At 61.9% G+C, this 24,030-nt stretch carries 22 protein-coding genes, 1 tRNA gene and 1 pseudogene; 14 read left to right on the top strand and 10 right to left on the bottom strand.

The genetic code is table 11. The features are described from left to right. The first annotated feature begins 145 nt into the window (after nt 1-145). The 4 genes from M0654_RS14815 to hemA all read left to right on the top strand — a co-directional run bounded on the left by M0654_RS14815 (nt 146) and on the right by hemA (nt 5,324). A complete protein-coding gene (locus M0654_RS14815) occupies nt 146-634 on the top strand; it encodes a (2Fe-2S)-binding protein (protein WP_248683782.1) in 489 nt (162 codons plus the stop codon). A gap of 99 nt (nt 635-733) precedes the next feature. Next, nucleotides 734-3,082 (top strand): xanthine dehydrogenase family protein molybdopterin-binding subunit, encoded by a 2,349-nt coding sequence (locus M0654_RS14810; protein ID WP_248683781.1) that lies wholly within the window; start codon nt 734-736, stop codon nt 3,080-3,082. 11 nt (nt 3,083-3,093) lie between these two features. After that, entirely contained in the window at nt 3,094-3,891 is a 798-nt protein-coding gene (locus M0654_RS14805; protein ID WP_248683780.1) for an FAD binding domain-containing protein, read from the top strand. Between the two features lie 218 nt (nt 3,892-4,109). After that, nucleotides 4,110-5,324 (top strand): 5-aminolevulinate synthase, encoded by a 1,215-nt coding sequence (gene hemA, locus M0654_RS14800; RefSeq protein WP_248683779.1) that lies wholly within the window; start codon nt 4,110-4,112, stop codon nt 5,322-5,324. A 28-nt stretch (nt 5,325-5,352) separates the two neighbouring features. Here the strand turns inward: hemA and dxr are convergent, their stop codons facing one another. After that, a complete protein-coding gene (gene dxr / locus M0654_RS14795) occupies nt 5,353-6,540 on the bottom strand; it encodes a 1-deoxy-D-xylulose-5-phosphate reductoisomerase (protein WP_248683778.1) in 1,188 nt (395 codons plus the stop codon). Nucleotides 6,541-6,672: 132 nt separating this feature from the next. Here dxr and M0654_RS14790 point away from each other — a divergent pair, with 132 nt between their 5' ends. Continuing rightward, nucleotides 6,673-7,893, top strand: a complete 1,221-nt coding sequence (locus M0654_RS14790) for an FAD-dependent oxidoreductase (protein WP_248683777.1) — start codon at nt 6,673-6,675, stop codon at nt 7,891-7,893. Between the two features lie 38 nt (nt 7,894-7,931). On the opposite strand, the gene M0654_RS14785 is transcribed toward M0654_RS14790, so the two are convergent. After that, nucleotides 7,932-8,008, bottom strand: a tRNA-Arg gene (locus tag M0654_RS14785). A gap of 54 nt (nt 8,009-8,062) precedes the next feature. After that, nucleotides 8,063-9,226 (bottom strand): M20 aminoacylase family protein, encoded by a 1,164-nt coding sequence (locus tag M0654_RS14780; protein WP_248683776.1) that lies wholly within the window; start codon nt 9,224-9,226, stop codon nt 8,063-8,065. 154 nt (nt 9,227-9,380) lie between these two features. Between M0654_RS14780 and M0654_RS14775 the strand changes: the two genes are divergently transcribed. Beyond that, complete coding sequence (locus M0654_RS14775; protein ID WP_390920376.1) at nt 9,381-10,478, top strand: D-alanyl-D-alanine carboxypeptidase family protein; 1,098 nt, start codon at nt 9,381-9,383, stop codon at nt 10,476-10,478. A 12-nt stretch (nt 10,479-10,490) separates the two neighbouring features. Then, nucleotides 10,491-11,645, top strand: coding sequence for a CobW family GTP-binding protein (locus M0654_RS14770; RefSeq protein WP_248683775.1), 1,155 nt, complete (start codon nt 10,491-10,493; stop codon nt 11,643-11,645). A 3-nt stretch (nt 11,646-11,648) separates the two neighbouring features. On the opposite strand, the gene M0654_RS14765 is transcribed toward M0654_RS14770, so the two are convergent. From M0654_RS14765 to M0654_RS14745, 5 genes are all read right to left on the bottom strand, one after another. Continuing rightward, on the bottom strand, nt 11,649-11,882 hold the full coding sequence (locus M0654_RS14765; protein WP_118850788.1) for a sulfurtransferase TusA family protein: 234 nt from the start codon (nt 11,880-11,882) through the stop codon (nt 11,649-11,651). Next, nucleotides 11,879-13,180: a L,D-transpeptidase family protein gene (locus M0654_RS14760; RefSeq protein ID WP_248683774.1), complete on the bottom strand. Its 1,302-nt coding sequence runs from the start codon at nt 13,178-13,180 to the stop codon at nt 11,879-11,881. Before M0654_RS14760 ends, M0654_RS14765 begins: the two co-directional genes overlap by 4 nt. 171 nt (nt 13,181-13,351) lie before the next feature. Then, nucleotides 13,352-14,305: an acetyl-CoA carboxylase carboxyltransferase subunit alpha gene (locus M0654_RS14755; protein ID WP_118850786.1), complete on the bottom strand. Its 954-nt coding sequence runs from the start codon at nt 14,303-14,305 to the stop codon at nt 13,352-13,354. 62 nt (nt 14,306-14,367) lie between these two features. After that, complete coding sequence (gene xerD, locus M0654_RS14750; protein WP_248683773.1) at nt 14,368-15,312, bottom strand: site-specific tyrosine recombinase XerD; 945 nt, start codon at nt 15,310-15,312, stop codon at nt 14,368-14,370. Nucleotides 15,313-15,327: 15 nt separating this feature from the next. Further along, entirely contained in the window at nt 15,328-15,483 is a 156-nt protein-coding gene (locus M0654_RS14745) for a hypothetical protein (protein ID WP_118850784.1), read from the bottom strand. Between the two features lie 147 nt (nt 15,484-15,630). On the opposite strand from M0654_RS14745, the gene M0654_RS14740 reads away from it, so the two are divergent. The 3 genes and pseudogenes from M0654_RS14740 to M0654_RS14730 form a co-directional block, all read left to right on the top strand. Next, complete coding sequence (locus tag M0654_RS14740) at nt 15,631-16,212, top strand: shikimate kinase (protein WP_248683772.1); 582 nt, start codon at nt 15,631-15,633, stop codon at nt 16,210-16,212. Then, the gene (gene aroB / locus M0654_RS14735) at nt 16,209-17,357 is read left to right on the top strand and encodes a 3-dehydroquinate synthase (protein ID WP_248683771.1); all 1,149 of its coding nucleotides are present in this window, start codon (nt 16,209-16,211) and stop codon (nt 17,355-17,357) included. The genes M0654_RS14740 and aroB overlap by 4 nt, the downstream gene beginning before the upstream one ends. Nucleotides 17,358-17,365: 8 nt before the next feature. After that, nucleotides 17,366-18,238 (top strand): annotated as a pseudogene (locus M0654_RS14730) (HlyC/CorC family transporter); the annotation flags it as partial. A gap of 59 nt (nt 18,239-18,297) precedes the next feature. Here M0654_RS14730 and M0654_RS14725 read toward each other — a convergent pair. Next, nucleotides 18,298-18,579 carry a BolA family protein gene (locus M0654_RS14725; protein ID WP_248683770.1) on the bottom strand — a complete coding sequence of 94 codons (282 nt, stop codon included), beginning with the start codon at nt 18,577-18,579 and terminating at the stop codon, nt 18,298-18,300. A gap of 117 nt (nt 18,580-18,696) precedes the next feature. Here M0654_RS14725 and M0654_RS14720 point away from each other — a divergent pair, with 117 nt between their 5' ends. The 4 genes from M0654_RS14720 (at nt 18,697) to M0654_RS14705 (ending at nt 23,292) form a co-directional block, all read left to right on the top strand. Then, the gene (locus M0654_RS14720; protein ID WP_118850779.1) at nt 18,697-19,326 is read left to right on the top strand and encodes a J domain-containing protein; all 630 of its coding nucleotides are present in this window, start codon (nt 18,697-18,699) and stop codon (nt 19,324-19,326) included. Nucleotides 19,327-19,387: 61 nt separating this feature from the next. Beyond that, nucleotides 19,388-20,380 carry a cobaltochelatase subunit CobS gene (gene cobS / locus M0654_RS14715; RefSeq protein ID WP_248683769.1) on the top strand — a complete coding sequence of 331 codons (993 nt, stop codon included), beginning with the start codon at nt 19,388-19,390 and terminating at the stop codon, nt 20,378-20,380. A gap of 18 nt (nt 20,381-20,398) precedes the next feature. Then, complete coding sequence (cobT, locus tag M0654_RS14710) at nt 20,399-22,297, top strand: cobaltochelatase subunit CobT (protein WP_248683768.1); 1,899 nt, start codon at nt 20,399-20,401, stop codon at nt 22,295-22,297. Nucleotides 22,298-22,305: 8 nt separating this feature from the next. Further along, nucleotides 22,306-23,292: an esterase-like activity of phytase family protein gene (locus tag M0654_RS14705; protein ID WP_248683767.1), complete on the top strand. Its 987-nt coding sequence runs from the start codon at nt 22,306-22,308 to the stop codon at nt 23,290-23,292. A gap of 23 nt (nt 23,293-23,315) precedes the next feature. Here M0654_RS14705 and M0654_RS14700 read toward each other — a convergent pair whose 3' ends face one another. Next, a complete protein-coding gene (locus tag M0654_RS14700; RefSeq protein WP_248683766.1) occupies nt 23,316-23,954 on the bottom strand; it encodes a queuosine precursor transporter in 639 nt (212 codons plus the stop codon). Nucleotides 23,955-24,030: the final 76 nt, after the last annotated feature.

Below are 24,030 nucleotides of genomic sequence, written 5' to 3'. Positions count from 1 at the left end.
TTCGCCAAAGCCATCCCCGGCGCCATTCGAGGCCTGAAGATCAGGCCACGCGGGGCGGCAAAATCCTGTGAAAGTAGTGGTTGATCCGCCCGCCAAAAAAGCAAATGATGATGGCGTGTCCGGGAGGGACACGAGGAGGACATCGATGACGAAAGTGACGCTGACCGTGAATGGCCGCGCGATGAGCGGCGAGTGCGAAGATCGCATGCTGCTCGTTCATTTCATCCGAGAAAAACTAGGTCTTACCGGCACCCATGTGGGGTGCGACACAACCCAATGCGGTGCCTGCGTCATCCACATGGATGGACGTTCGGTAAAAAGCTGCTCGATCCTTGCCGTGCAGGCCTCCGGGTCGACCATCACCACGATCGAAGGTCTCGCAGGCCAGGGCGACCTGCATCCGGTGCAGACGGCGTTCAAGGAACATCACGGACTGCAATGCGGCTTCTGCACGCCCGGCATGGTGATGGCCGCCGTGGACCTCATCAACCGCGAGGGCGGATCGCTTACCGAAGAGAAGGTCCGCGCCCGGCTCGAAGGCAATATCTGTCGCTGCACCGGCTACCACAACATCGTCAAGGCCGTCCTTGCCGCCGATGCCGAAATGGCAGCCGGGCGTCAGGCCGCTGAATAGGATCAGCGTGTCGGCATCCTGATCGGCCACGCGCCGACCGGTTGATGCTTGAACGCGCTCGTCTTGACCAAGATTCGCTCATTTCTGGAGGAGATGAAAATGGGTGTTGAAGGAATTGGTGCCCGCGTAGCCCGCAAGGAAGACAAACGCTTCCTCACCGGCAAGGGCCGCTACACCGACGATATGACCGTTCCCGGCATGAAATTCGCCTATTTCGTGCGCAGCCCGCATGCCCATGCAAAGATCACCAATATCGATGTGTCTGCCGCGAAGGCCATGCCTGGCGTGATCGACGTCTTGGACGGCAAGCAGTTGCTGGACGATGGCATTGGCAACCTCATCTGTGGCTGGATGATCCATTCCAAGGACGGCTCGCCGATGAAGATGGGCGCCTGGCGTCCGCTGGCGGTGGATACCGTGCGTTATGTGGGTGACGCGGTTGCGATCGTCGTTGCCGATAGTTCCGCGGAAGCGCGCGATGCGGCCGAAGCAGTCGTGGTCGATTATCAGGAACTGCCGGTCGTGACCGACACCGCTGCCGCCATGGCGCCCGGCGCACCGCAGATCCACCCGGAGGCGCCGAACAACCTCATCTATGACTGGGAGATCGGCGACGGGAGCGCGGTTGACCAGGCGATTGCCTCGGCGGCCCATGTGACCGAGATCGAGATCCACAACAACCGGCTGTCACCCAACCCGATGGAGCCGCGCGCCACGCTCGGCATCTATGACAGCGCCGAAGACCACTATACCTGCTACACGACCAGCCAGAACCCGCATGTGGCGCGGCTGGTGATGAGCGCCTTCTATAATGTGGCGCCAGAAAACAAGCTGCGCGTCATCGCGCCGGATGTCGGCGGCGGCTTCGGCTCCAAGATCTACATCTATCCGGAAGAAATCGTCTGCCTCTGGGCATCCAAGAAAACCAATGTGCCGGTAAAGTGGGTCTCCGACCGCACCGAGGCCTTCCTGACGGATGCGCATGGTCGCGACCACCTTTCCAAGGTGAAGATGGCGTTTGATGCCGACAATCGCATCACTGCGCTGAAGGTCGACACGGTCGCCAATCTTGGCGCCTACATGTCGCTGTTCTCGTCGGCCGTGCCCACCTACCTTTATGCCACGCTGCTTTCGGGCCAGTATGCTATCCCGGCCATTCATGCGAATGTCCGCACCGTCTACACCAACACCGTTCCTGTGGATGCCTATCGCGGGGCCGGCCGCCCGGAAGCGACGTATCTGCTCGAACGTACGATGGAAACGGCCGCACGCGAACTTGGCGTCTCGCCAGCAGAACTGCGGCGCAAGAACTTCATCCGCACCTTCCCGTACCAGACGCCGGTCATCATGAACTACGATGCCGGTGACTACGAAGCCTCGCTCAATGCTGCCATGCAGGCGGCCGACTGGGCCGGTTTCGAAGCGCGTCGTGCGGAGGCTGAAGCCCGCGGCAAGAAGCGCGGCATCGGCATGAGCTGCTATATCGAGGCTTGCGGGATTGCGCCGTCGCAGGCGGTCGGCTCGCTCGGTGCCGGTGTTGGCCTGTGGGAATCGGCTGAAGTGCGGGTGAATGCCGTCGGCACGATCGAGGTGCTTACCGGCTCGCACAGCCACGGCCAGGGCCATGAAACGACCTTTGCGCAGCTTGTCGCGGGGCGGCTCGGGGTGCCGATCGAAAGCATCAATATCGTCCATGGCGACACGGACAAGGTGCAGATGGGCATGGGCACCTATGGGTCGCGCTCCGGCGCGGTCGGCATGTCGGCTGTCGTCAAGGCGCTCGACAAGGTCGAAGCCAAGGCGAAGAAGATCGCCGCGCATCTGATGGAAGCCGACGAACAGGACATCGTGATCGAGAACGGCGAGGTGAAAGTCGCCGGCACCGACAAGGCGCTGCCCTGGTTCCAGGTGGCGCTTGCCGCCTATACCGCCCATAACCTGCCGTCGGGCATGGAGCCCGGCCTGAAGGAAACCGCGTTCTACGACCCGGCCAACTTCACCTTCCCGGCTGGCTGCTACATTGCCGAGGTCGAGGTTGATCCGGAAACGGGCAAGACCGAGATCGTCCAGTTCGTGGCAGCCGATGACTTCGGCAACATCATCAACCCGCTGATCGTCGAAGGCCAGGTGCATGGCGGCCTGGCGCAGGGGATCGGCCAGGCGCTGCTGGAAAATGTCCAGTATGACTCGAACGGCCAGCTGCTGACCGCCAGCTTCATGGACTATGCGATGCCGCGCGCCGATGACCTGCCTTCGTTCAAGCTCTCGCACCAGAACACGCCGTGCCCAAGCAACCCGCTCGGCATCAAGGGCTGCGGTGAGGCCGGGGCGATCGGTTCACCGCCGGCGCTGATGAACGCCATTACCGACGCGATCGGCCACAATCGGCTGCTCACCATGCCCGCCACGCCGATGAAGGTCTGGCAGGCGCTGCAGACCGCTCACTGAGGAGGAAGATAATGTACGCTACAAGCTATCATCGTGCTGCCTCCGTTGAAGATGCAGTGCAAATGCGCAGTGCGCATGAGGAGGGGCGCTACCTTTCCGGCGGCATGACGCTGATCGCCACCATGAAGCAGCGGCTTGCCGCGCCGACCGACCTGATCGACCTGCGGCACATCCCGACCTTGCGTGGGATCAGGATCGAGGGGCGGCGGGTGACGATTGGCGCAGCAACGCCGCATGCCGAAGTTGCCGGTCATGCGGAACTGCGGGCCCTTTGCCCCGCCATCTGCCAACTTGCCGGCCATATCGGTGATCCGCACGTGCGCCACATGGGCACGATCGGCGGCTCGATCGCCAACAACGACCCGGCGGCCGATTATCCTGCCGGCATGCTTGGGCTTGGCGCGACGATCGTCACCGATCGCCGGTCGATGTCGGCGGACGAGTTCTTCACCGGCCTGTTCGAGACGGCGCTGGAGGAGGGCGAGATGGTGACCGCGGTATCCTTCGATGCGCCGGAAAAGGCGGGCTACGCCAAGTTCAGCAATCCGGCCTCGCGTTATGCCATGACCGGTGTCTTCGTCGCCAAGACCGCCACCGGCATTCGGGTTGCGGTGACGGGTGCCGGGTCGAACGGCGTCTTCCGGCAAAGCGACATGGAGGCGGCGCTGGCCGGCAACTGGTCGCCGCAGTCCATCGCGCATATCAACGTCGATGCCTCGGAACTCTTGTCCGACATGCACGGCAGCGCTGAGTATCGCGCGAACCTGGTGAAGGTCATGGCCAAACGCGCCCTGGCATCTGCCGGCTGACGCGATTCGCTTATCGACAAGGGGCGGGACGCTTTCGGACGAAAGCTCCCGTCTCTTGACGCAAATCAATTCCCGATATTTTCACTGGCGCTACAACTCACATTGGAATAGTTCAAAAAAGGCGGGCCTTTTGCCGCAGGTGAGGTCTATTCACGTGCCGCGGGGTTGACGGGGCGCGCGACTGAACCCAAAACCGGAGCGGTTTCTGGAGTGTGAGAATGGATTTCGAGGCATTTTTTAAGAGCGAACTGAATGGTCTTCATAACGAAGGCCGTTACCGAGTGTTCGCCGATCTCGAGCGGCATCGCGGCAATTTTCCGCGCGCCACCCGGCATACTCCCGATGGTCCCCGCGAAGTTACGGTCTGGTGTTCCAACGATTATCTCGGCATGGGCCAGCATCCAGCCGTGGTCGAGGCGATGAAAGAAGCCATCGATCACTGTGGCGCGGGTGCGGGAGGCACCCGGAATATTTCTGGCACCACGCACTACCATGTTCTTCTCGAACAGGAACTTGCCGACCTGCACGGCAAGGAAGCCGGCCTGATCTTCAATTCCGGTTACATGTCCAACTGGGCGACGCTCGGAACACTCGGCCAGAAGATCCCGGGCCTCATCATCTTCTCGGATGCGCTGAACCACGCGTCGATGATCGAAGGCATCCGCCACGGCAAGTGCGAGCGGGTGATCTGGAAGCACAACGACCTCAACGATCTTGAAGCAAAGCTGGCGGCTGCCGATCCGAATGCGCCGAAGCTCATCGCGTTCGAGAGCGTTTATTCCATGGATGGCGATATCTCGCCGATCAAGGAAATCTGCGACCTCGCCGACAAGTACGGCGCGATGACCTATCTCGATGAAGTGCATGCCGTTGGCATGTACGGCCCGCGCGGTGGCGGGATTGCCGAGCGCGAAGGCCTGATGGACCGGATCACGATCATCGAGGGCACGCTTGGCAAGGCCTTTGGCGTGATGGGCGGTTATATCGCAGCATCCAGCGCGCTGTGCGACTTCATCCGCTCCTTTGCCTCGGGCTTCATCTTCACCACGGCGCTGCCGCCGACGCTTGCGGCCGGTGCGATCGCTTCGATCCGCCACCTGAAGTCGAGCCCCTTCGAGCGGGCACGCCACCAGGATCGTGTGCGCAAGCTGCGCGCGATGCTCGACAAGCAGGGCATTCCCCACATGCATAACCCCAGCCACATCGTCCCGGTCATGGTTGGCGACGCGGCGAAGTGCAAGTGGATCTCGGACATCCTGCTCGACACCTGCGACATCTATGTGCAGCCGATCAACTACCCGACCGTGCCGCGCAAGACCGAACGCCTGCGCATCACGCCGACGCCGCTGCATTCGGATGGCGATATCGAGCATCTGGTCGGCTCGCTGCACCAGCTCTGGTCCCGCTGCGCTCTGGCGCGGCACGTGGCTTAACTACACTTACCTCAAGGAAAATGGCCGCTCACGCGGCCATTTCTTTTTGTGCGATCAGTTCGCCGGCACGGCGCCTGGCTTCCGCATCGGCGGCAAAAACATCGTCCATGGACGCGGCCGCACCGTAGCCCACCATGTCGTCCATGACCTGTTCGGCAATATCGGCCATCTGGAGGAAACCGATGCGGCCCTCGCAGAAGGCGTGGAAGCTGATTTCTTCGGCGGCGTTCATCACCGCACCCTGCACGCCACCACGTTCCAACGCCGTGCGCGCCAGGCGAAGCGCGGGGAAACGAACCTCGTCCGGTGCCTCGAAATCGAGCCGGGCCAGCTTGGCGAAATCCAGCCGCTCGACATTGAGCTGCGGCCGCTCCGGATAGGTCAGCGCGTAACCGATGGCGGTGCGCATGTCCGGGCAGCCAAGTTGTGCCAGCACCGAGCCGTCGCGATAGCCCACCATGGAATGGATCACCGACTGCGGGTGGACGATGACCTCGATCTGCTCCGGCGCGACGTTGAAGAGGTGTTTTGCCTCGATCATCTCCAGCGCCTTGTTGAACATCGAGGCACTGCCGATCGAGATCTTGAGGCCCATCGACCAGTTGGGATGGGCGCGAGCAACATCGGCCGTCACGCCCGCCATCTGCTCCCGGCTCCAGGTGCGGAACGGCCCGCCGGAGGCCGTCAGCACGATTCGCTCCACCGCGTGGTGCTGGTTGTCTTCCAGGCACTGGAAGATCGCGCTGTGTTCGCTGTCGACCGGGATCAGCCTGCCGCCGCCTTCCGCTACTGCCTTCACGAACAGTTCGCCGGCGGAAACGAGGCATTCCTTGTTTGCGAGCGCGATATCGGCGCCGCGTTTGGCGGCCGCCAGCGTTGGAGCAAGCCCTGCGGTGCCGACGATCGCCGCCATCACGACATCCGCGTCGCGCGAGGCGGCCTCGATCAGCGCCTCGCGCCCCGCGGCAACTTCTATGTCAGTTCCGGCTAACGCTTCCTTCAGCGCCGCATAACATTTTTCATCAGCTGTCACGGCCAATTTTGCGCCGCTGGTCCTTGCCTGTTCGGCGAGAAGCGCAACATTGGCATTGCCTGTCACTGCGACGACGTCGAAGGCTTCCCTGGTACCAAGCTGGTTCACGACATCGAGTGTGTTGACTCCAATCGAGCCGGTGGAACCCAGGATGCTGATGCGACGTCTGCCGGTTTCGGCCATGTTATCTTCCGTTTCACTAACTTTGTCCGGTCTACAAGCGAAAGCGCCCGCTCACAAGACCGATGGCGGATCAACCACGGGTGCGACCATGTGCGGCTTGAACGCGCGCCGCAGGACAGGTGAAATAACGCGATGAGCAGAACAATCGAGACGACATGCGTGATTGCCGGTGCGGGCCCCGGGGGTTTGATGCTGGGCTTCCTCCTGGCAAGGGCGGGCGTCAATGTCGTCGTTGTCGAAAAGCACGCCGACTTCCTGCGGGATTTCCGTGGTGACACGATCCATCCGTCGACGCTGGAAGTCATGTCCCAACTCGGGCTGATCGAGCAGTTCCTGCAGTTGCCGCATACGCGGGCGCCGAAACTGACAGCGGAGATGGGCGGCCGCACGATAACCATGGCGGATTTTTCGCGGCTGCCGGTGCGCAACCGCTTCATCGCCTTCATGCCGCAGTGGGATTTCCTCAACTTCCTCGCCGAGCAGGCGGGGCGATATCCGAACTTCCGGCTGATCATGCAGGCGAAGGTGACCGAGGTTCTGGAAGGGGCGGGTAGGGTGAGCGGCATCACCGTCGCCACGCCCGATGGCGACGTTCGCATTCATTCCAGGCTCGTCGTTGGTGCAGACGGGCGACATTCCGTGGTGCGGGAAAAGGCACGGCTGACAATCGAAAACTTCGGCACGCCAAGCGAGGTGGTGTGGATGAAGCTGTCCAAGCAGCCGGGGGACCCGACGGATGTGATGGGCCATGCTGGCCCGCGGCAGGGTTTTGTTCTGATCGACCGCGGCGACTACTGGCAGTGCGGTTTCGTGATCCGCCGCACGACCTTTGCGCAGATCAGGGCGCGCGGCATCGACGCCTTCCGGCAGATGGTGGTGGATGTATCACCGTTGCCGGCCGAGCGGATGCAGGAGACCCGATCCTTCGACGATACAAGCCTGCTGACGGTGCGGATCGACCGACTGAAGCAGTGGTGGCGTCCCGGCCTCCTCTGCATTGGTGATGCGGCGCATGCCATGTCGCCGATTGGCGGTGTCGGCGTGAACCTGGCCATCCAGGATGCCGTGGCGGCGGCGAATATCCTCTCGGCCCCGTTGCGGGAAGGTAGGCTGTCGGACAGTCATCTTGCCGCGGTTGAGAAACGTCGCAGTTTCCCGACCCGCGCGACACAGAAGCTTCAGCTGATGATGCGCAGCAGCCGGCGCAGCGACGAGGCGGATGACGAGAAGCGCAAGGGTCCGCCCGCCTTCATCCGCGGCATCGCGCGCTTTCCGCTGCTGGCGCACGTCGCCGGTCGCCTGATCGGCCTCGGCTTCAGGATGGAACGCGTGGCGACGGAGCGACACGGTTAAATGCGTCGCTCGCTACGTCCGATGAGCTTGGAAAGAAGTGGTGATCCCAGTTGGAGTCGAACCAACGGCCTCAGGATTAGGAATCCTGCGCTCTATCCTGCTGAGCTATGGGACCACGTGAGCCTTTCCATACAAAAGCCGGCGGCTTAAGCCAAGTGTTTTCCGGCCGTCAGTCCGCGAGCCTCTGTTCCACCAGCCGCACCCAGTACGAGATGCCGTAGGAGATCGCCTCGTCTTCGAAGTCGTAGCGCGGGTTGTGGAGGGGCGCGGTGTCGCCGTTGCCGATGAAGATGAAGGCGCCCGGCCGGCTGTTCAGCATGAAGGCAAAGTCTTCGCCGGCCATGCTGGGATCTACATCCGGGTCGACATTGGCGGCACCCACGACGTCCGTTGCGGCCTTGATGGCATGCTCCGTTTCCTGATCGTGGTTGCTGGTAACCGGGCACTGGCGGTGATATTCGATCGTGGCTTCCGCCCCGTGCGCGGCAACGATCCCGTCGACGATCTGGCGAAGACGGTTTTCAGCGAGATCACGGGTTTCTTCGTTATGGGTGCGAACCGTGCCCCACAGCGTCGCCTCGTCCGGGATGATGTTGTGCGTCGTGCCGGCATCGAAACGGGTGACGGAAACTACCACGGAGCGGAGGGGATCGGCATTGCGGCCGGCGATCGCCTGCAGGCTTCCGACAAGCTGCGAACCAATGAAGATGGGATCCACCGTCTTGTGCGGCTGTGCCGCATGGCCGCCGTGCCCCTTGATGACGATCGTGAAGCGGTCGGGGGCCGCCATGATGCCGCCCTTGCGGATCGCGAACTGTCCCAGCGGAATGCCCGGCATGTTGTGCATGCCGTAGACTTCCTCGATGCCGAAGCGCTCCATCATGCCGTCTTCGACCATCGCGAGTGCGCCAGCGCCACCTTCTTCGGCCGGCTGGAAGATGACGGCAACGGAGCCGTTGAAGTTGCGCGTTTCGGCGAGGTATTTCGCCGCACCCAGCAGCATGGAGGTATGCCCGTCATGGCCGCAGGCATGCATCTTGCCGGCGATCTTGGATGACCAGGGCTTGCCGGTGATCTCGCTGAGCGGCAGGGCGTCCATGTCGGCGCGCAGGCCAATCACGCGATTGCCGGGGCCCTTGCCGCGGATGACGCCGACGACGCCGGTGCGGCCGATACCGGTGACAACCTCATCGACGCCGAACTCTTTCAGCTTGGAGGCGACGAAAGCGGCCGTGTTTTCGACCTCGTAAAGAATTTCCGGATTTTCGTGAAGGTGTCTGCGCCACTCCGTCACTTCACCCTGGAGTTCGGCAGCCCTGTTCAAAACTGGCATAATCTTTCCTGTAATTCTCAATCACACGGTTATGAATCTCGTCATCGGCTGATACTGCCTGCCCTGATTGACGTAATCAATCTTCTTTGCCATTGCTTGGCCATATAGGCCGCATATGCGCCACACTCGTTAACCCCGACGACGAGGAAATATCTTGCTGTTCTCCGGCTTCCGTTCCGCATGCACTGCGCAAGCGATCTGCACAGTTTCCGCTCTCAGCCTCATCTTTTCGGCTGGAGCCGCAGCGGCCAATCCCAAAATGGTCGTCGATGTACAGACGGGCAGGGTTCTTGCGCATGAAGACGCCTTCCTGAAATGGTATCCGGCGTCGCTCACCAAGCTGATGACGGCTTATCTCACCTTCAACGCGTTGAAGAGCGGCAAGCTGCGGCTCGACAGCCCGGTTACGATGAGCAAGCGGGCAGCCGCCGAGCCCGCGAGCAAGACCTATTTCAAGCCGGGCTCGAAGCTCACTGTCGACAGCGCCCTGAAGATCCTGCTGGTGAAATCCGCAAACGACATCGCCGTGGCGATTGCCGAGACCGTCGGCGGCTCGCACGACCAGTTCGTGGCGATGATGAACAGCCAGGCGAAGGCGCTCGGCATGACATCGACGCGCTTCATCAACCCGCACGGGCTTCCGGGCAAGGGGCAATACACCACGGCGCGGGACCTGGCTTTGCTGGCGCTCAGGATCAAGCAGGATTTTCCGGAATACCAGAGCTATTTTTCGCTTGAGGGCATCGATGTCGGCTCCAAGCAGTATCCGAACTTCAATACGCTGATCGGCCGTTTCGACGGCGCCGACGGCATGAAGACCGGGTTTATCTGCGCCGCCGGCTTCAACCAGGTGTCGTCTGCCACCCGCAACGGTCGCACTGTCATTTCCGTCGTGCTCGGCTCCGACAGCCTTGCCGGGCGTGCCGATGATTCGGCCAACCTCCTGCAGCAGGGGCTGACCACCAACCCGAACAGCGGCGTACCGTTCTCAGCGCTTGCCCCCTATGGTGACACGAGCAAGGTCAATGACGTGAGCGCCGAGATCTGCAATCCGAAGGCCGCCAAGATCCGCAGTGAAAATCGCGACGATGCCGGCCGCACCGTGATGCACTCGCCTTATATCCACGAGATGACCCGTCCGCCCGTCTACAGCTATGCAGGGCTCATCCCGGGCAGCGAACCGGTTTCGGCCGGCAAGGGCGACAAGCGGCTTGCACGGGTTCCGATCCCGCAGCCGCGCCCGACTTTCTGATTGGAAACAACAATGTCACCTGTTTCAGGCCGGATCCCGGTTTCCATCCTGACCGGTTTTCTCGGCGCGGGTAAATCGACGCTTCTCAACCGCATCCTGAAGGATCCGGCGACCAGCGGCACCGCCGTCATCATCAATGAGTTCGGCGAGGTCGGCATCGACAACTTCCTTGTCGAGGCATCAGGCGACGCCTTGGTGGAGCTTTCCAACGGTTGCCTCTGCTGCACCGTTCGCGGCGAACTGGTTGATACGCTGGCCTATATGATGGACGGCATCCAGACGGGCCGGCTGCAGCCGATCAAACGGGTGGTGATCGAAACGACGGGTCTCGCCGATCCGGCGCCCGTGATGCAGTCGGTGATGGGCAACCCGATCATCGCGCAGAACTTCGAGCTGGAAGGTGTCGTGACGGTGGTCGATGCCGTGCATGGTGGATCAACGCTCGACCGCCACAAGGAGGCGGTGAAGCAGGTCGCGGTTGCCGACCGCCTGGTGATCTCGAAGCTGTCGCTGGCCGATGCGCAGACGGTCGAAACGCTGAATGACCGGTTGCAAGCGCTCAATCCGCGCGCGGTGCGGGTGGATGGCGACAAGGCGGAAGCCGGCAGTGCTGCCATCCTGCAGAACGGGCTCTATGACCCGGCGACAAAGATCGCCGATGTCGATCGCTGGCTGAAGGCGGAAATCGTCAGCGACCATCACCATCATGATCACCACGACGACGGGCATCATGACCATGATCACGGGCACGATCATCACCATCATCATCATCATGATGTGACGCGCCACGGCGAAAACATCCGCTCCTTCTCGCTCGTTCATGACAAGCCGATCGATCCGATGGCCATCGAGATGTTCGTGGACTTGCTGCGCACCGCGCATGGTGAAAAGCTGCTGCGCATGAAGGCGATCGTGGCGCTGTCGGACAATCCGGAGCGGCCGCTCGTGCTGCACGGCGTGCAGAGCGTATTTCACCAGCCGGAGCGCCTGCCGAAATGGCCGGAGGGTGCGGATCGCCTGACGCGGATGGTGCTGATCACGCAGGATCTGCCGGAAAGCTTCGTGGCCGACCTGTTTGCCGCCTTTACCGGCCAGCCGCGGGTGGACCGGCCGGATCGCGCCGCACTCGAGGATAACCCTCTGGCGGTGCCGGGCCTCAAGATGTAGGCGTCAGGCCTTCTGGATCAGGAAACGGTGGCCGGTCTCGGTCTTTTCAGACCGCAGAAGCTGGTGGCCATCCTGGTTGCAGAAATGTGGAATATCGATCCCCGCAAGGGGGTCAGTCGTTTCGATCGTCAAACGGTAACCGCTCGGCAGGTCTTTCAGCCGCCGGCGTGTCTTCAACACGGGAAGAGGACATTTGAGCCCGCGAAGATCATAAAGATCTTCGGCTGGAACGGTCATTCCTTGCTCCAGAACTTCCAGAACGGCTTCTTGGCCTGTTCGGCGACCGGTGCAGCCGGTGCCGAATAGGCAAGCGGGTTTTGCGCCGGAACCGGAACGGCAACCGTCTGGCCGCGGGCGTCTGCAACAGTCGCCGGTACGCTTGCGGTCGTTGCTGCTGCCGGCAGGCGGTCCTGCTTCATGCGCTCTGCGGCAGAGGTGGCGCGGGGTGAGGACGGTGCGGTCGAGGCCAGCATCACGCTGTTGGCCGGTGCGCCCGTCGCCTTGCCGCCGTTCATCCGCTTTTCCATCATCTGCGCGAATTCGGCCTTGCTCATCAGCTTGCCTGCTTCGAGCGAGGTGCCGGTCGGTGCGTAAGCGAGATCACGGCCCTTGCGCTTGTTGGCGACGACCGCCTTGCGCTCGGCTTCGGTCGGCTCATACCAGACCTTGTCCTGGTACTTGTCGAGCGCCTTCTGGTAGGCAAGTTCGTAGGACTTCGAGTAGGACGTCAGGGCTGAAGCCAGTGCCGGCGGCGTCTGGGTCGGCGGGCAAGCCGAGGCGGGGGCAAAGGTGCCGTTGCCGCTGAGCTGCTGGTTGAAGACGTATTTCTTTTCGCAGACGTTCACTTCCGGAGGGCGCTTGGTGACCTCGAAGTGATCGTAGCCCGTCTTGATCATCTTCCAGAAGTCGTAGTTCGGGTTGTCGCGATGGCGCGCCATGTTTTCCGCCGTCATGCGAAACGGATAGGCCTGCAACTGAACCGAGCTCTGGCCGCCGCGGAAGGCATCACGCGCAAAGGCGTAGATTTCCAGCACCTGCTCGTCCGTCATCGAATAGCAGCCCGAAGACGAGCATGCGCCATGGATCATCAGGTTGGAGCCGGTGCGCCCGTTCACTGCGTCATAGCGGTTCGGGAAGCCGGTGTTGATGGCGAGATAATATTTCGAGTTCGGGTTCAGGTGCGCCGGCGTCAGGCTGTAGAAGCCCTCGGGCGCCTGCCGGTCGCCTTCCTTCACCTTAGGTCCGAGCTTGCCGGACCAGGCGCAGATGTCGTAGCTCTTGATGAGGTCGAAGCGGTTGTCCGCCTTCGCCTTCCAGATCTCCAGCTTACCTTCTTCCTTGAAGATGCGGATCATGATCGGCGAGTTGCGCGGCATGTTCTTGGCCTGCATGTCGGCCAGGATCTTGGACGGCAGCGGCTGCTCGACCTTGTTCTTGACGCTCTTCAGATCAATCGATGCTGTATCGAGCGTATCGTTGCAGCCCGTCAGGGCGGTCGCGACGAGAAGGGCAAGAGCGATGTGTTTCAGGCGCATCGGATGACCACACGAACTAGAACGGCGAATGGAATCGGTACAGGCATAAATTTAAAGCGGCAGTGTTTACATATTCTTAACCGCTAAAGCCGGCCTGTCCAGCCGGACCGCCAGTGGATTCACTGATGCAGCAATGTGGCCGAATTTGGCTATCGGCCGCAATTGGGTTGGTCAGAGGTTGCGGCCGATGTCCAGGAATTTCTGGCGACGTGCGGCACGCACTTCCTCGCCGGACAGGCTGCTGAGGTCCTTTAGCGCCGATTCAACGACCTTGCCGGTAGCAGCGATCACGGTTGCGGGGTCTCGATGGGCGCCGCCGACGGGTTCCGGGATGATGTCGTCGATGATGCCGAGCGCCTTCAGGTCTTCCGCGGTGATCTTCATGTTGGTTGCGGCTTCACGGGCGCGGGTGGAGTCGCGCCACAGGATCGATGCTGCACCTTCCGGCGAGATGACCGAATAGATCGAGTGCTCGAGCATATAGACGCGGTTGCCGGTGGCGATCGCGATCGCGCCGCCCGAGCCGCCTTCGCCAATGACAACCGAGACCATCGGCACCTTGATGCCAAGGCACATTTCCGTGGAGCGGGCGATGGCTTCCGCCTGGCCGCGTTCTTCCGCGCCAACGCCGGGATAGGCGCCGGCCGTGTCGATCAGCGAGATGACCGGCAGATGGAAGCGGTCCGCCATCTCCATGATGCGGATGGCCTTGCGGTAGCCTTCCGGCCGCGGGCTGCCGAAGTTGTGCTTGAGACGGGTCTTGGTGTCGAAGCCCTTTTCCTGGCCCATGACGGCGACCGGCATGCCGTTGAAACGTGCAAGGCCGGCCTGGATCGCAGCGTCTTCACCGAAGTTGCGATCGCCAGCGAGCGGCGTGAAATCCGTGAACAAAGCGGCGGCGTAATCGACGAAGTGGGGGCGCTGCGGATGACGCGCCACCTGGGTCTTTTCCCAGGCGCCGAGCTTGGAATAGATTTCCCGCTGTGCTTCCCGAACGCGTCCTTCGAGGCGATTGATCTCGTCCGAAGTGTCGATACTCTCGTCCTCGGATGCAAGCTTCTTCAGCTCATGGATCTTCGCCTCGAGGTCGGAGATTGGCTTTTCGAAATCGAGATAAGTCTGCATCAGGTCCGGTTTCCGGTTATTTCTAAGTCAGGAACACGGAGTTCCCGTTCAGCTTGGCGCCTCTAATCAGCGTTTTTGGCCTGTTTTGCAAGAGGGTGATGTGTTTCCACCAGCTCCCGCAGCCGTTCTTCCAGTACATGGGTATATATCTGCGTCGTTGAAATGTCTGAATGTCCAAGCAGTTCCTGCACCACGCGAAGGTCTGCGCCATTCTGAAGAAGATGGCTTGCAAAGGCGTGCCGCATGACGTGCGGCGAGATTGCGGTCGTCTTGAGCCCCGCGCGGGCGGCGAGCGCCTTCAGGTCCCGCGCAAAGACCTGGCGCGGAAGATAGCCTTCCTTGCCCGATGATGGAAAGAGCCAGGGGCTGTCTCCCGTCTTCGCAATCGCTGCCGTGCGCGCCTGCGCATAAGCTTTCATGGCCGCAATGGCCGAACGCGACAGCGGAACGAGCCGTTCCTTATTGCCCTTGCCGCGGATCATCAGGAAGCGGCCTTCCTGGTCCAGCACCTTGGCCGGCAGCGACACAAGCTCGCTGACACGCATGCCCGTGGCATAGAGCAGCTCGAGCAGGGCGTGCATTCGCAGGCGCGCCAACTGGTCAGAACCAACTTGCGAGGCTTCCGCAGCCGCCAGCTCCAGCAGGCGGGTCACATCCTCCTCGCTCATGGTCTTGGGCAAGGAGCGGCTTTTCTTCGGGGCGTCGAGGATAGACGACGGATCGTCGCCGCGCAGGCCTTCGGCATAAAGGAACTTGTAGAACTGCCGCATGGCAGACAACCGCCGTGCCTGCGAGGAGGCCGCAAACCCCTGGCTGTTCAGATGCGCGAGATAGGCGGAAAGATCAGTACTGCTGGCATTGAGCGGCGACTTATCCTGCCCCGCGAGGAAGCCATGCAGGTCGTCCAGGTCACGCTGGTAGGAGGAAAGCGTATTTCCGGCCGCACCCCGTTCGGCACTCATCATCTCGAGGAATGCTTCGATATGCGCTCGGGAAAGATCGGCCATGGGCCTCCGCCGTGGTTACTGCGCCGGCGCCGGGTTCAACCGCTCGGAAGGGATGCGCACCGTGACATCCCGCTCACGCGGCTCAACCAGCATCACGAGAGCCACCATGCTTCCATAAATGATGCCGGCAATCACCGCCAGGACGAACAAGAAACGGAATAGGGTGGGCATTCAAGACTCCGCAGCACGAGGTGCACTATATCGACGAACCTTGGCGGAAGGGCAACAGCTAACAAACACCTGTTGCCTTTCAAGGTTGCGACGGCTTGACGCTGCGGGAGCATTTGTCGATACCGTTTCCTCAAACGGGACACGACAATGACAGAAACATTAACCTCCGTTGCCGAACAGGCGCGCGCTGTGCTTGGCAGGCGGAATCTGGTCTTTGTGGGTCTCATGGGCGCCGGCAAATCGGTGATCGGGAAACTGGTCGCCCAAAGCCTCTCCATCCCCTTCGTCGATACCGATGCCGAGATCGAGAAGGTCTCGCGGATGACCATCCCCGAGCTTTTTTCAAGCTACGGCGAGACGGAGTTCCGGGCGCTTGAGACCCGGGTGATCGAGCGCCTCATGAGGAACGGCCCCAAGGTCATCTCCACCGGCGGCGGCGCCTTCATCAACGAAAACACCCGCAAGCAGATCAGGGCGAGTGGCGCCATCTCGGTCTGGCTGAAGGCCGATCTCGACATCCTCTGGGAGCGGGTCAGCAAGCGCGACAACCGGCCTTTGCTGAAGACCGAAAACCCCAGACAGACGCTGGAAAACCTGATGATCCAGCGTTACCCGGTCTATGCTGAAGCGGACCTGACGGTGCCCTCCATCAATGTCCGCAAGGATGTCATGGCCAATTCCGTCCTGTCGGCCGTGGCTGACATGCATCACGAAAGTCGCCTGTCATGAACATTTCCAAACCCGAAGGTGCAAGCGAGCGCTCCGCCGAGCGCCTGGTGCATGTGCCGCTGGAAGGCCGCGCCTATGACATCCTGATCGGGCCGGGCCTGATCGGCCGGGCAGGCGGTGAGATCACCTCGCGGCTGAAGGGTCGCCGGGCGGCGATCGTTACCGACGAACATGTCGGAGCGCATTATCTCGAAGCTTTGATGGACAGCCTGCAGACGGACGGTATCGAGGCGGTGTCGCTGTCGCTGCCGGCGGGCGAAAAAACCAAGAGCCTCGAACACCTGTCGACGGTCTGCGACATGGTGCTGACGGCGCGCATCGAGCGCAATGATGCGGTGATCGCGCTTGGCGGCGGCGTCATCGGCGACCTTGCCGGCTTTGCCGCCGGCATCGTGCGGCGCGGCGTGCGCTTCGTGCAGATCCCGACGACCCTGCTGGCGCAGGTCGACTCTTCCGTCGGCGGCAAGACCGGCATCAACACCCGCCACGGCAAGAACCTGCTTGGCGTGTTCCACCAGCCCGACCTCGTCCTGGCAGATAGTGCTGCGCTCGATTCCCTTTCGGAGCGGGAGTTCCGCGCCGGTTATGCGGAAGTCGCCAAATATGGGCTGATCGACAAGCCGGATTTCTTCGGCTGGCTGGAAAAGAACTGGAAGAAGGTTTTCGAGGGCGGGCCTGAGCGCATCGAGGCGATTGCCGTCAGTTGCCAGGCCAAGGCGGATGTTGTGGTGGAAGACGAGCGCGAGACGGGCCGCCGCGCGCTTCTCAACCTCGGCCATACATTCGGCCATGCGCTGGAAGCGGCGACGCAATATGACAGCAGCCGCCTCGTGCATGGCGAAGGTGTTGCGATCGGCATGGTACTGGCGCACCAGTTCTCCGCGCGCCTCAACCTCGCAAGCCCGGATGACGCCAAGCGCGTCGAGGCGCATCTGCGGGAAGTCGGCCTGCCAACCACGATGGGTGAGATCCCGGGCGAACTTCCGCCGACGGAAAAGCTGCTCGATGCGATCGCGCAGGACAAGAAGGTAAAGGGCGGCAAGCTCACCTTCATCCTGACCCACGGTGTCGGCCAGTCCTTTATTGCGGACGATGTGCCGCCGTCCGAGGTGCTGAGCTTCCTGGAGGAAAAACGGCCGAAATGACGTCCGGGGGTATGGGTTCACGCTTGGTCAATGGGCTGATCCGCGGGCTTCTCCGCTGGTCCGGCGCATCCTTGTCCAGGGAGACGCTTGGTTTCTCCACCCACGGCGACCTGCATGCCGCGCTCGATGCGCTCCACCGGGAGGGCAAGTTCGACAGGCAGGATCGCGACCGCCTGAGTGGCCTTTTCGACCTCGAGGAACTCGAGGTCTCCGATGTCATGAAGCACCGCACGGTGATGCGTGCCGTCAATGCCGATGACCCGCCGGAGGTTTCGGTGCGGGCGATCCTCGAAAGCCCGTTCACGCGCATGCCGGTGTGGCGCAATTCGATCGAGAACATCATCGGCGTGGTTCACGCCAAGGACCTGCTGCGCGCACTTGCAGAGCCCGGCGTGCAGCCGGAAAACATCGACCTCGTCAGGATTGCGCAAAAACCTTGGTTCGTTCCCGATAGCACCAGCCTCAAGAACCAGCTTGGCGCGTTCCTGCGGCGCAAGATGCATTTTGCCGTCGTTGTCGACGAATACGGGACGATGCAGGGCATCGTGACGCTTGAAGATATCCTGGAAGAAATCGTCGGCGATATCGCGGACGAACACGATATCGAGATCCAGGGCGTGCGGCAGGAGGCCGATGGCTCGATCGTCGTGGATGGCTCGGTGCCGATCCGGGATCTCAACCGCGCGCTCGACTGGAACCTGCCGGATGGCGAGGCGACGACGATTGCCGGGCTTGTCATCTACGAGTCGAAGCTCATCCCGCAGGAGCGGCAGGCCTTCACCTTCTACGGCAAGCGGTTCATCGTCATGAAGCGCGAAAAGAACCGCATCACCCGGCTGCGGATAAGGCCTGCCGATGAGGCCGATTTGCCTGCGGAATAGTGCTGGATTTTATGACGGCCGTCTTGGCCGAACGGCGTCGAATACCTATCTAGGATCCACTACCAGCGGGTCGGTTCACCCGGCGCAGATGCCTCCACAGCCAGTGCATGCAGGCCTGCATCCAGTTCCGGCTTCAGAAGAGCATTCACCGTCCGATGCCGGTCGAGCCGGCTCATCCCGGAGAATTTTTTGGATACGATGCGGACCCGCATATGGGTTTCGCCAGTTCCGGTGATGTCGGGTTGGTGACCGGCATGCTGGTGGCTTTCGTCGATCACGACGAGCCGCTCAGGTTCGAGTTCAATGGTCAGAAGAGCTTCGATCCGGGCACGGACTGACATTTGTTTTCTCGCTCCTCAGGGGGCTCGGGCGACGCAAGAGGGGTACCCAGAAACCAGCAAGAAAGCGCTTTGTCAATTCTTGTTCCGCCCTCTTCATAATCCCATAATGAAGGCCTTATGAAATTAGATTCCAAATATTTCGATCGCATCAGGACGCGCCGCAAGCGTGAGCAGGAGGCTACGCCCCAGGCTCCCACGTGCCAGTGGGACGGGTGCGACAAGCCGGGCGTTCACCGCGCACCGGTCGGACGCAATGCCGAAGGCCAGTTCTTCCTCTTCTGCTTCGAGCACGTGCGCGAATACAACAAGGGCTACAACTATTTTTCGGGCCTGTCGGACACCGAGATCGCGCGTTACCAGAAGGAAGCGATCACTGGTCATCGCCCGACCTGGACGGTGGGCGTCAACAAGTCGGCCAAGGATGCACCGCTGCATTCCACGGCGCGCTCAGGTGCCGCCCATACCCAGCAGCGCTTCAAGGACCCGTTCGGCTTCGTGTCGCAGGCGCGCGCCGGCGGGGGTGGGCGCTACGAGACGCAGGGGCGAAAGCTGAAGACGCTTGAAGCCAAAGCCTTCGATACGATGGGTCTTGGCGCCAATGCGACATCGGCGGAAATCAAGAGCCGCTACAAGGAATTGGTCAAGAAACACCACCCCGATGCCAATGGCGGAGACCGCGGATCCGAGGAACGTTTTCGTGCTGTCATTCAAGCATATCAGTTGTTGAAGCAGGCAGGTTTCTGCTAAGCCGTAACCTCAATGGCATTGAGGATGATGGCCGGGCGGCGATCCGCGCCTTGGAGAGATGATGAGTAAGATTGATCTAGATATTTCCAATCTTCCCGACACGACCGTTTCGGTTCGGGAAGTCTTCGGCATTGACAGCGATATCAAGGTTCCCGCCTACAGCAACGGCGACCCCTATGTACCGGATCTCGATCCGGATTACCTCTTCGACCGTGATACGACGCTCGCCATCCTCGCCGGCTTTGCGCATAACCGACGCGTCATGGTGTCGGGCTTCCATGGCACCGGTAAGTCCACGCATATCGAGCAGGTCGCAGCGCGCCTCAACTGGCCTTGCGTGCGCATCAACCTCGATAGCCACGTCAGCCGTATCGACCTCGTCGGCAAGGACGCGATCGTCCTGAAGGACGGCAAGCAGGTCACTGAATTCAAGGACGGCATCCTGCCCTGGGCCTACCAGCACAATGTCGCGCTCGTGTTCGACGAATACGATGCCGGCCGCCCGGACGTGATGTTCGTAATCCAGCGCGTGCTGGAATCGTCTGGTCGCCTGACCCTGCTCGACCAGAGCCGCGTCATTCGTCCTCACCCGGCCTTCCGCCTGTTTGCGACCGCCAACACGGTTGGCCTCGGTGACACGACCGGCCTCTACCACGGCACGCAGCAGATCAACCAGGCGCAGATGGACCGCTGGTCGATCGTGACGACGTTGAACTACCTGCCGCACGAGAAGGAAGTCGATATCGTTGCCGCCAAGGTGAAATCCTTCGGCAGCACCGCGGAGGGTCGCGAGACCGTTTCGAAGATGGTTCGCGTTGCCGACCTGACGCGCTCGGCCTTCATCAACGGCGACCTTTCGACCGTGATGAGCCCGCGTACCGTCATCACCTGGGCGGAAAATGCGGAGATCTTCGGCGATGTTGCCTTCGCCTTCCGCATCACCTTCCTCAACAAGTGCGACGAACTGGAGCGCACGCTGGTTGCCGAACAGTATCAGCGGGCCTTTGGCGTCGAGCTGAAGGAAAGCGCGGCAAACATCGTTCTCGGAGCCTAAGCGAGGAAGGCGAAAGCATTGGCAGGTCGCGGAGACAATTCGAAGGCGAAGGCTGGCGGTCCGGTTGATACCGAGCCGTTGCGCCGTGCCATCACCGGCTGCGTCCGCTCGATTGCGGGCGACAGCGAGGTCGAGGTTACGTTCGCCAATGAGCGCCCGGGCCTTGCCGGGGAACGCATTCGCCTGCCTGAGATCTCCAAGCGTCCGACGGCGCAGGAGCTTGCGGTCACCCGCGGGCTCGGCGACTCCATGGCGCTGCGGCTCGCCTGCCACGACACCAATGTGCATGCCAGCATGTCGCCCCAGGGCGCTGACGCCCGCATCGTCTTTGATGCGGTCGAGCAGGCGCGCGTCGAGTCCATCGGCGCGTTGCGGATGGCCGGCATGGCCGCCAATCTCAATGCGATGCAGACGGAGAAATACGCCAAGGCGAACTTCTCCGGCATCGAACGTCAGGAGGATGCGCCGATCGCCGAGGCGGTTGCCATGCTCGTGCGCGAAAAGCTGACCGGCCAGGCACCGCCATCCAGCGCCGGCAAGGTGCTCGACCTGTGGCGGCCGTTCATTGAAGAAAAGGCTGCCGGCGACCTCGACAACCTGCGCAACGTGATCGAAGACCAGCAGGCCTTCGGCAAGCTCGTGCGTAACATGCTCACCTCCATGCAGATGGCGGAGGAATTCGCCGACGAGACCTCCGAGCCGGAGGAAATGGAGAACCCGAACGACGAAGAGCAGCCGCGCTCGAACGAGACCGAGAACGAAGAGGTCGAGGAAGAGGCTGGCGCCGATGCGCAGCCCGCCGAGCAGAGCGACGTCTCCGACGACGAGCTCGAAGAAGGGGAGATGGACGGCGCTGAAATGTCCGACGACGACATGTCGGACGACAGCGACGAACATTCCGAAACGCCGGGCGAAACCCGCCGGCCGAACAGCCCGTTCGACGATTTCAACGAGAAGGTCGACTACAAGATCTTCACGCAGGAGTTCGACGAGGAGATCCTTGCCGAAGAGCTTTGCGACGAAGCCGAGCTTGATCGCCTGCGCGCTTTCCTGGACAAGCAGCTGGCGCACCTGCAAGGCGCCGTTGGCCGCCTGGCGAATCGCCTGCAGCGCCGCCTGATGGCGCAGCAGAACCGTTCCTGGGACTTCGATCTTGAGGAAGGATATCTCGATCCGGCCCGCCTCGTGCGCCTGATCATCGACCCGATGCAGCCGCTCTCGTTTAAGAAGGAGCGGGACACGCAGTTCCGCGACACGGTCGTTTCGCTGGTCATCGACAATTCCGGCTCGATGCGCGGTCGCCCGATCACGGTTGCCGCCACCTGCGCCGATATCCTTGCCCGCACGCTGGAGCGCTGCGGCGTCAAGGTCGAGATCCTCGGCTTCACGACCAAGGCGTGGAAAGGCGGGCAGGCGCGCGAGAAGTGGCTGGCCGCCGGCAAGACGCCGACGCCGGGCCGCCTCAACGACCTGCGCCATATCGTCTACAAGTCCGCTGATGCCCCGTGGCGCCGTTCGCGTCGCAACCTCGGCCTGATGATGCGCGAAGGCCTTCTGAAGGAGAATATCGACGGCGAAGCCCTGATGTGGGCTCACCAGCGGCTCATTCACCGGCCCGAGCAGCGCAAGATCCTGATGATGATCTCCGATGGTGCGCCGGTGGATGACTCGACGCTGTCGGTCAATCCGGGCAACTACCTGGAACGCCATCTGCGGGCCGTGATCGAGCAGATCGAAAGCCGCTCCCCGGTAGAGCTTCTGGCGATCGGTATCGGTCACGACGTCACGCGCTATTACCGCAAGGCCGTCACCATCGTGGATGCGGACGAGCTTGCCGGAGCGATGACCGAGCAGCTTGCCGAACTCTTTGCCGAAAACAATGGTCCTGCGGCGGGCCGCATGCGCCGGGCCAGCTGAGGCCGTTCTTGAAGCTCAGCCGTTTCGCGCTCTGCGCCGTCGCCGCTCTTTGCTTTGCTTCTCCGGTGGCGCCGGCCGGCGAAGATATCCCCGTCCAGGTCAGTGTCATCAACCGGTTTGCACCGGGTGGGCAGACCCGGTTCGGTGATCTGGAGTTCCTCGGCGGACTGCAATTCACCTCGCCGGATCGTCGGCTGCAATCCCTGTCCAGCATTCGCTTCCGAAGGGACGGAGAGCGTTTTGTCTCCGTGCTTGATACGGGCCATTGGCTGACCGGCCGCATTCGCCGCGACGGCGAGGGTCGGCTTTCCGGACTGGGAGAGCTTAGCGTGGATCCGATGCGGATCCGCGGCGGGCGGATCGGCACGAAATACAACACGGACGCGGAAGGGTTGGCGCTACGGGATGGCGAGGCGCTGGTGAGCTTTGAGCAGTTGCACCGCGTTGATGTCTATCCGGATCCCGGTTTTGAGGCGTCCGGGCCTTTGCGGACGCTTCCCCTGCCGATCCCGCGCCGCGAGTTCCGGATGAACGGCGGCATGGAAACGGTTGCCGTGTCGCCGAAGGAGAGCCCGCTCAGGGGCGCCCCGATCGTCATCACCGAAGAAAGCCTGGACGACAAGGGCAACATGTTTGCCGCCGTCCTGGAAGGGCCGCTGAAGGGCGTTTTCAAGGTGGTGCGCCACGATCCCTACAATGCGACCGATGGCGCCTTCCTGCCGAATGGAGACTTCCTGCTGCTCGAACGCCGGTTCAGTTTCCTGACCGGGCTCGGCATGCGCATCCGCAGGCTCAAGGGCGAAGACATCCGCCCCGGTGCTGTGGTCGACGGCGAGGTGCTGCTCGATGCCGACATGCGCTACACCATCGACAACATGGAAGGGCTGGATGTGATTGCCGGCCCGGATGGCCGGCCGCATGTGATCATCGTCTCGGATGACAACGGCAACATGATCCAGCGCAACATCATGCTGGAGTTCCGGCTGAACCGCTAGAAAGCGGCCCAGCAGTTGCGAGCTCAGGCGGTCTTTGCTGCCTGCGGCATGGGCTTCAGCACGTTCATCAGCGCGCCATAGGGGAGCAGCAGCACGACGCCGACGATCACCTTGACGCAGAGGTCGCCCAGCGCCCAGGAGATCCAGCGCGGCGCGTCAGCCGAGAAGACGCCGAGGATGGGTGCCCAGCCGATCGCAAAGTCGTCGTTCGCACCGATGAAGACGAAGGCCGGCGCAAAGGCTATCGAGAAGAACAGCAGCGTGTCAATGGCCGAACCCATGAGCGAGCCCGCAAGCGGCGCCTGCCACCAGGTCTGGCGGCGCAGGCGGTTGAACACCGAGATGTCGAGAAGCTGGCCGATCAGGAACGCCGTGCCGGACGCGATCGCGATGCGCGGCATCGATGCGTAGAAAGACAGCGCGACGCCAACGACAAAGCCGACGAACACGACGCGGCGGGCAATTGCCGGGCCGAACTGGCGGTTCGTTAGGTCGGTGATGAGGAAGGCGATGGGATAGGTGAAGGCGCCCCAGGTGAGGAGATCGCCGAGCGCAATTCCGAAAAGCGTGCCGGAAAGCGGGTATTGCACCATGATGTTCGAAGCGACGACGATCGCCGACATCAGCAGGGCATAGATAAGCGTATAGCGGGTCAGGAGCATTTTTTTATCCTGGGTGATGCCACCAGTTGGAGTCCTATGGAGCCAAGAGAAAAGGCTTGAGCGGTTTTATCCGCCA

The organism is Neorhizobium turbinariae (genome assembly GCF_023223505.1).
In the GTDB taxonomy this organism is placed as follows: domain Bacteria; phylum Pseudomonadota; class Alphaproteobacteria; order Rhizobiales; family Rhizobiaceae; genus Neorhizobium; species Neorhizobium turbinariae.
Note: the sequence above shows the minus strand (reverse complement) of the source record. Positions and strands in the feature narration are given on the sequence as shown.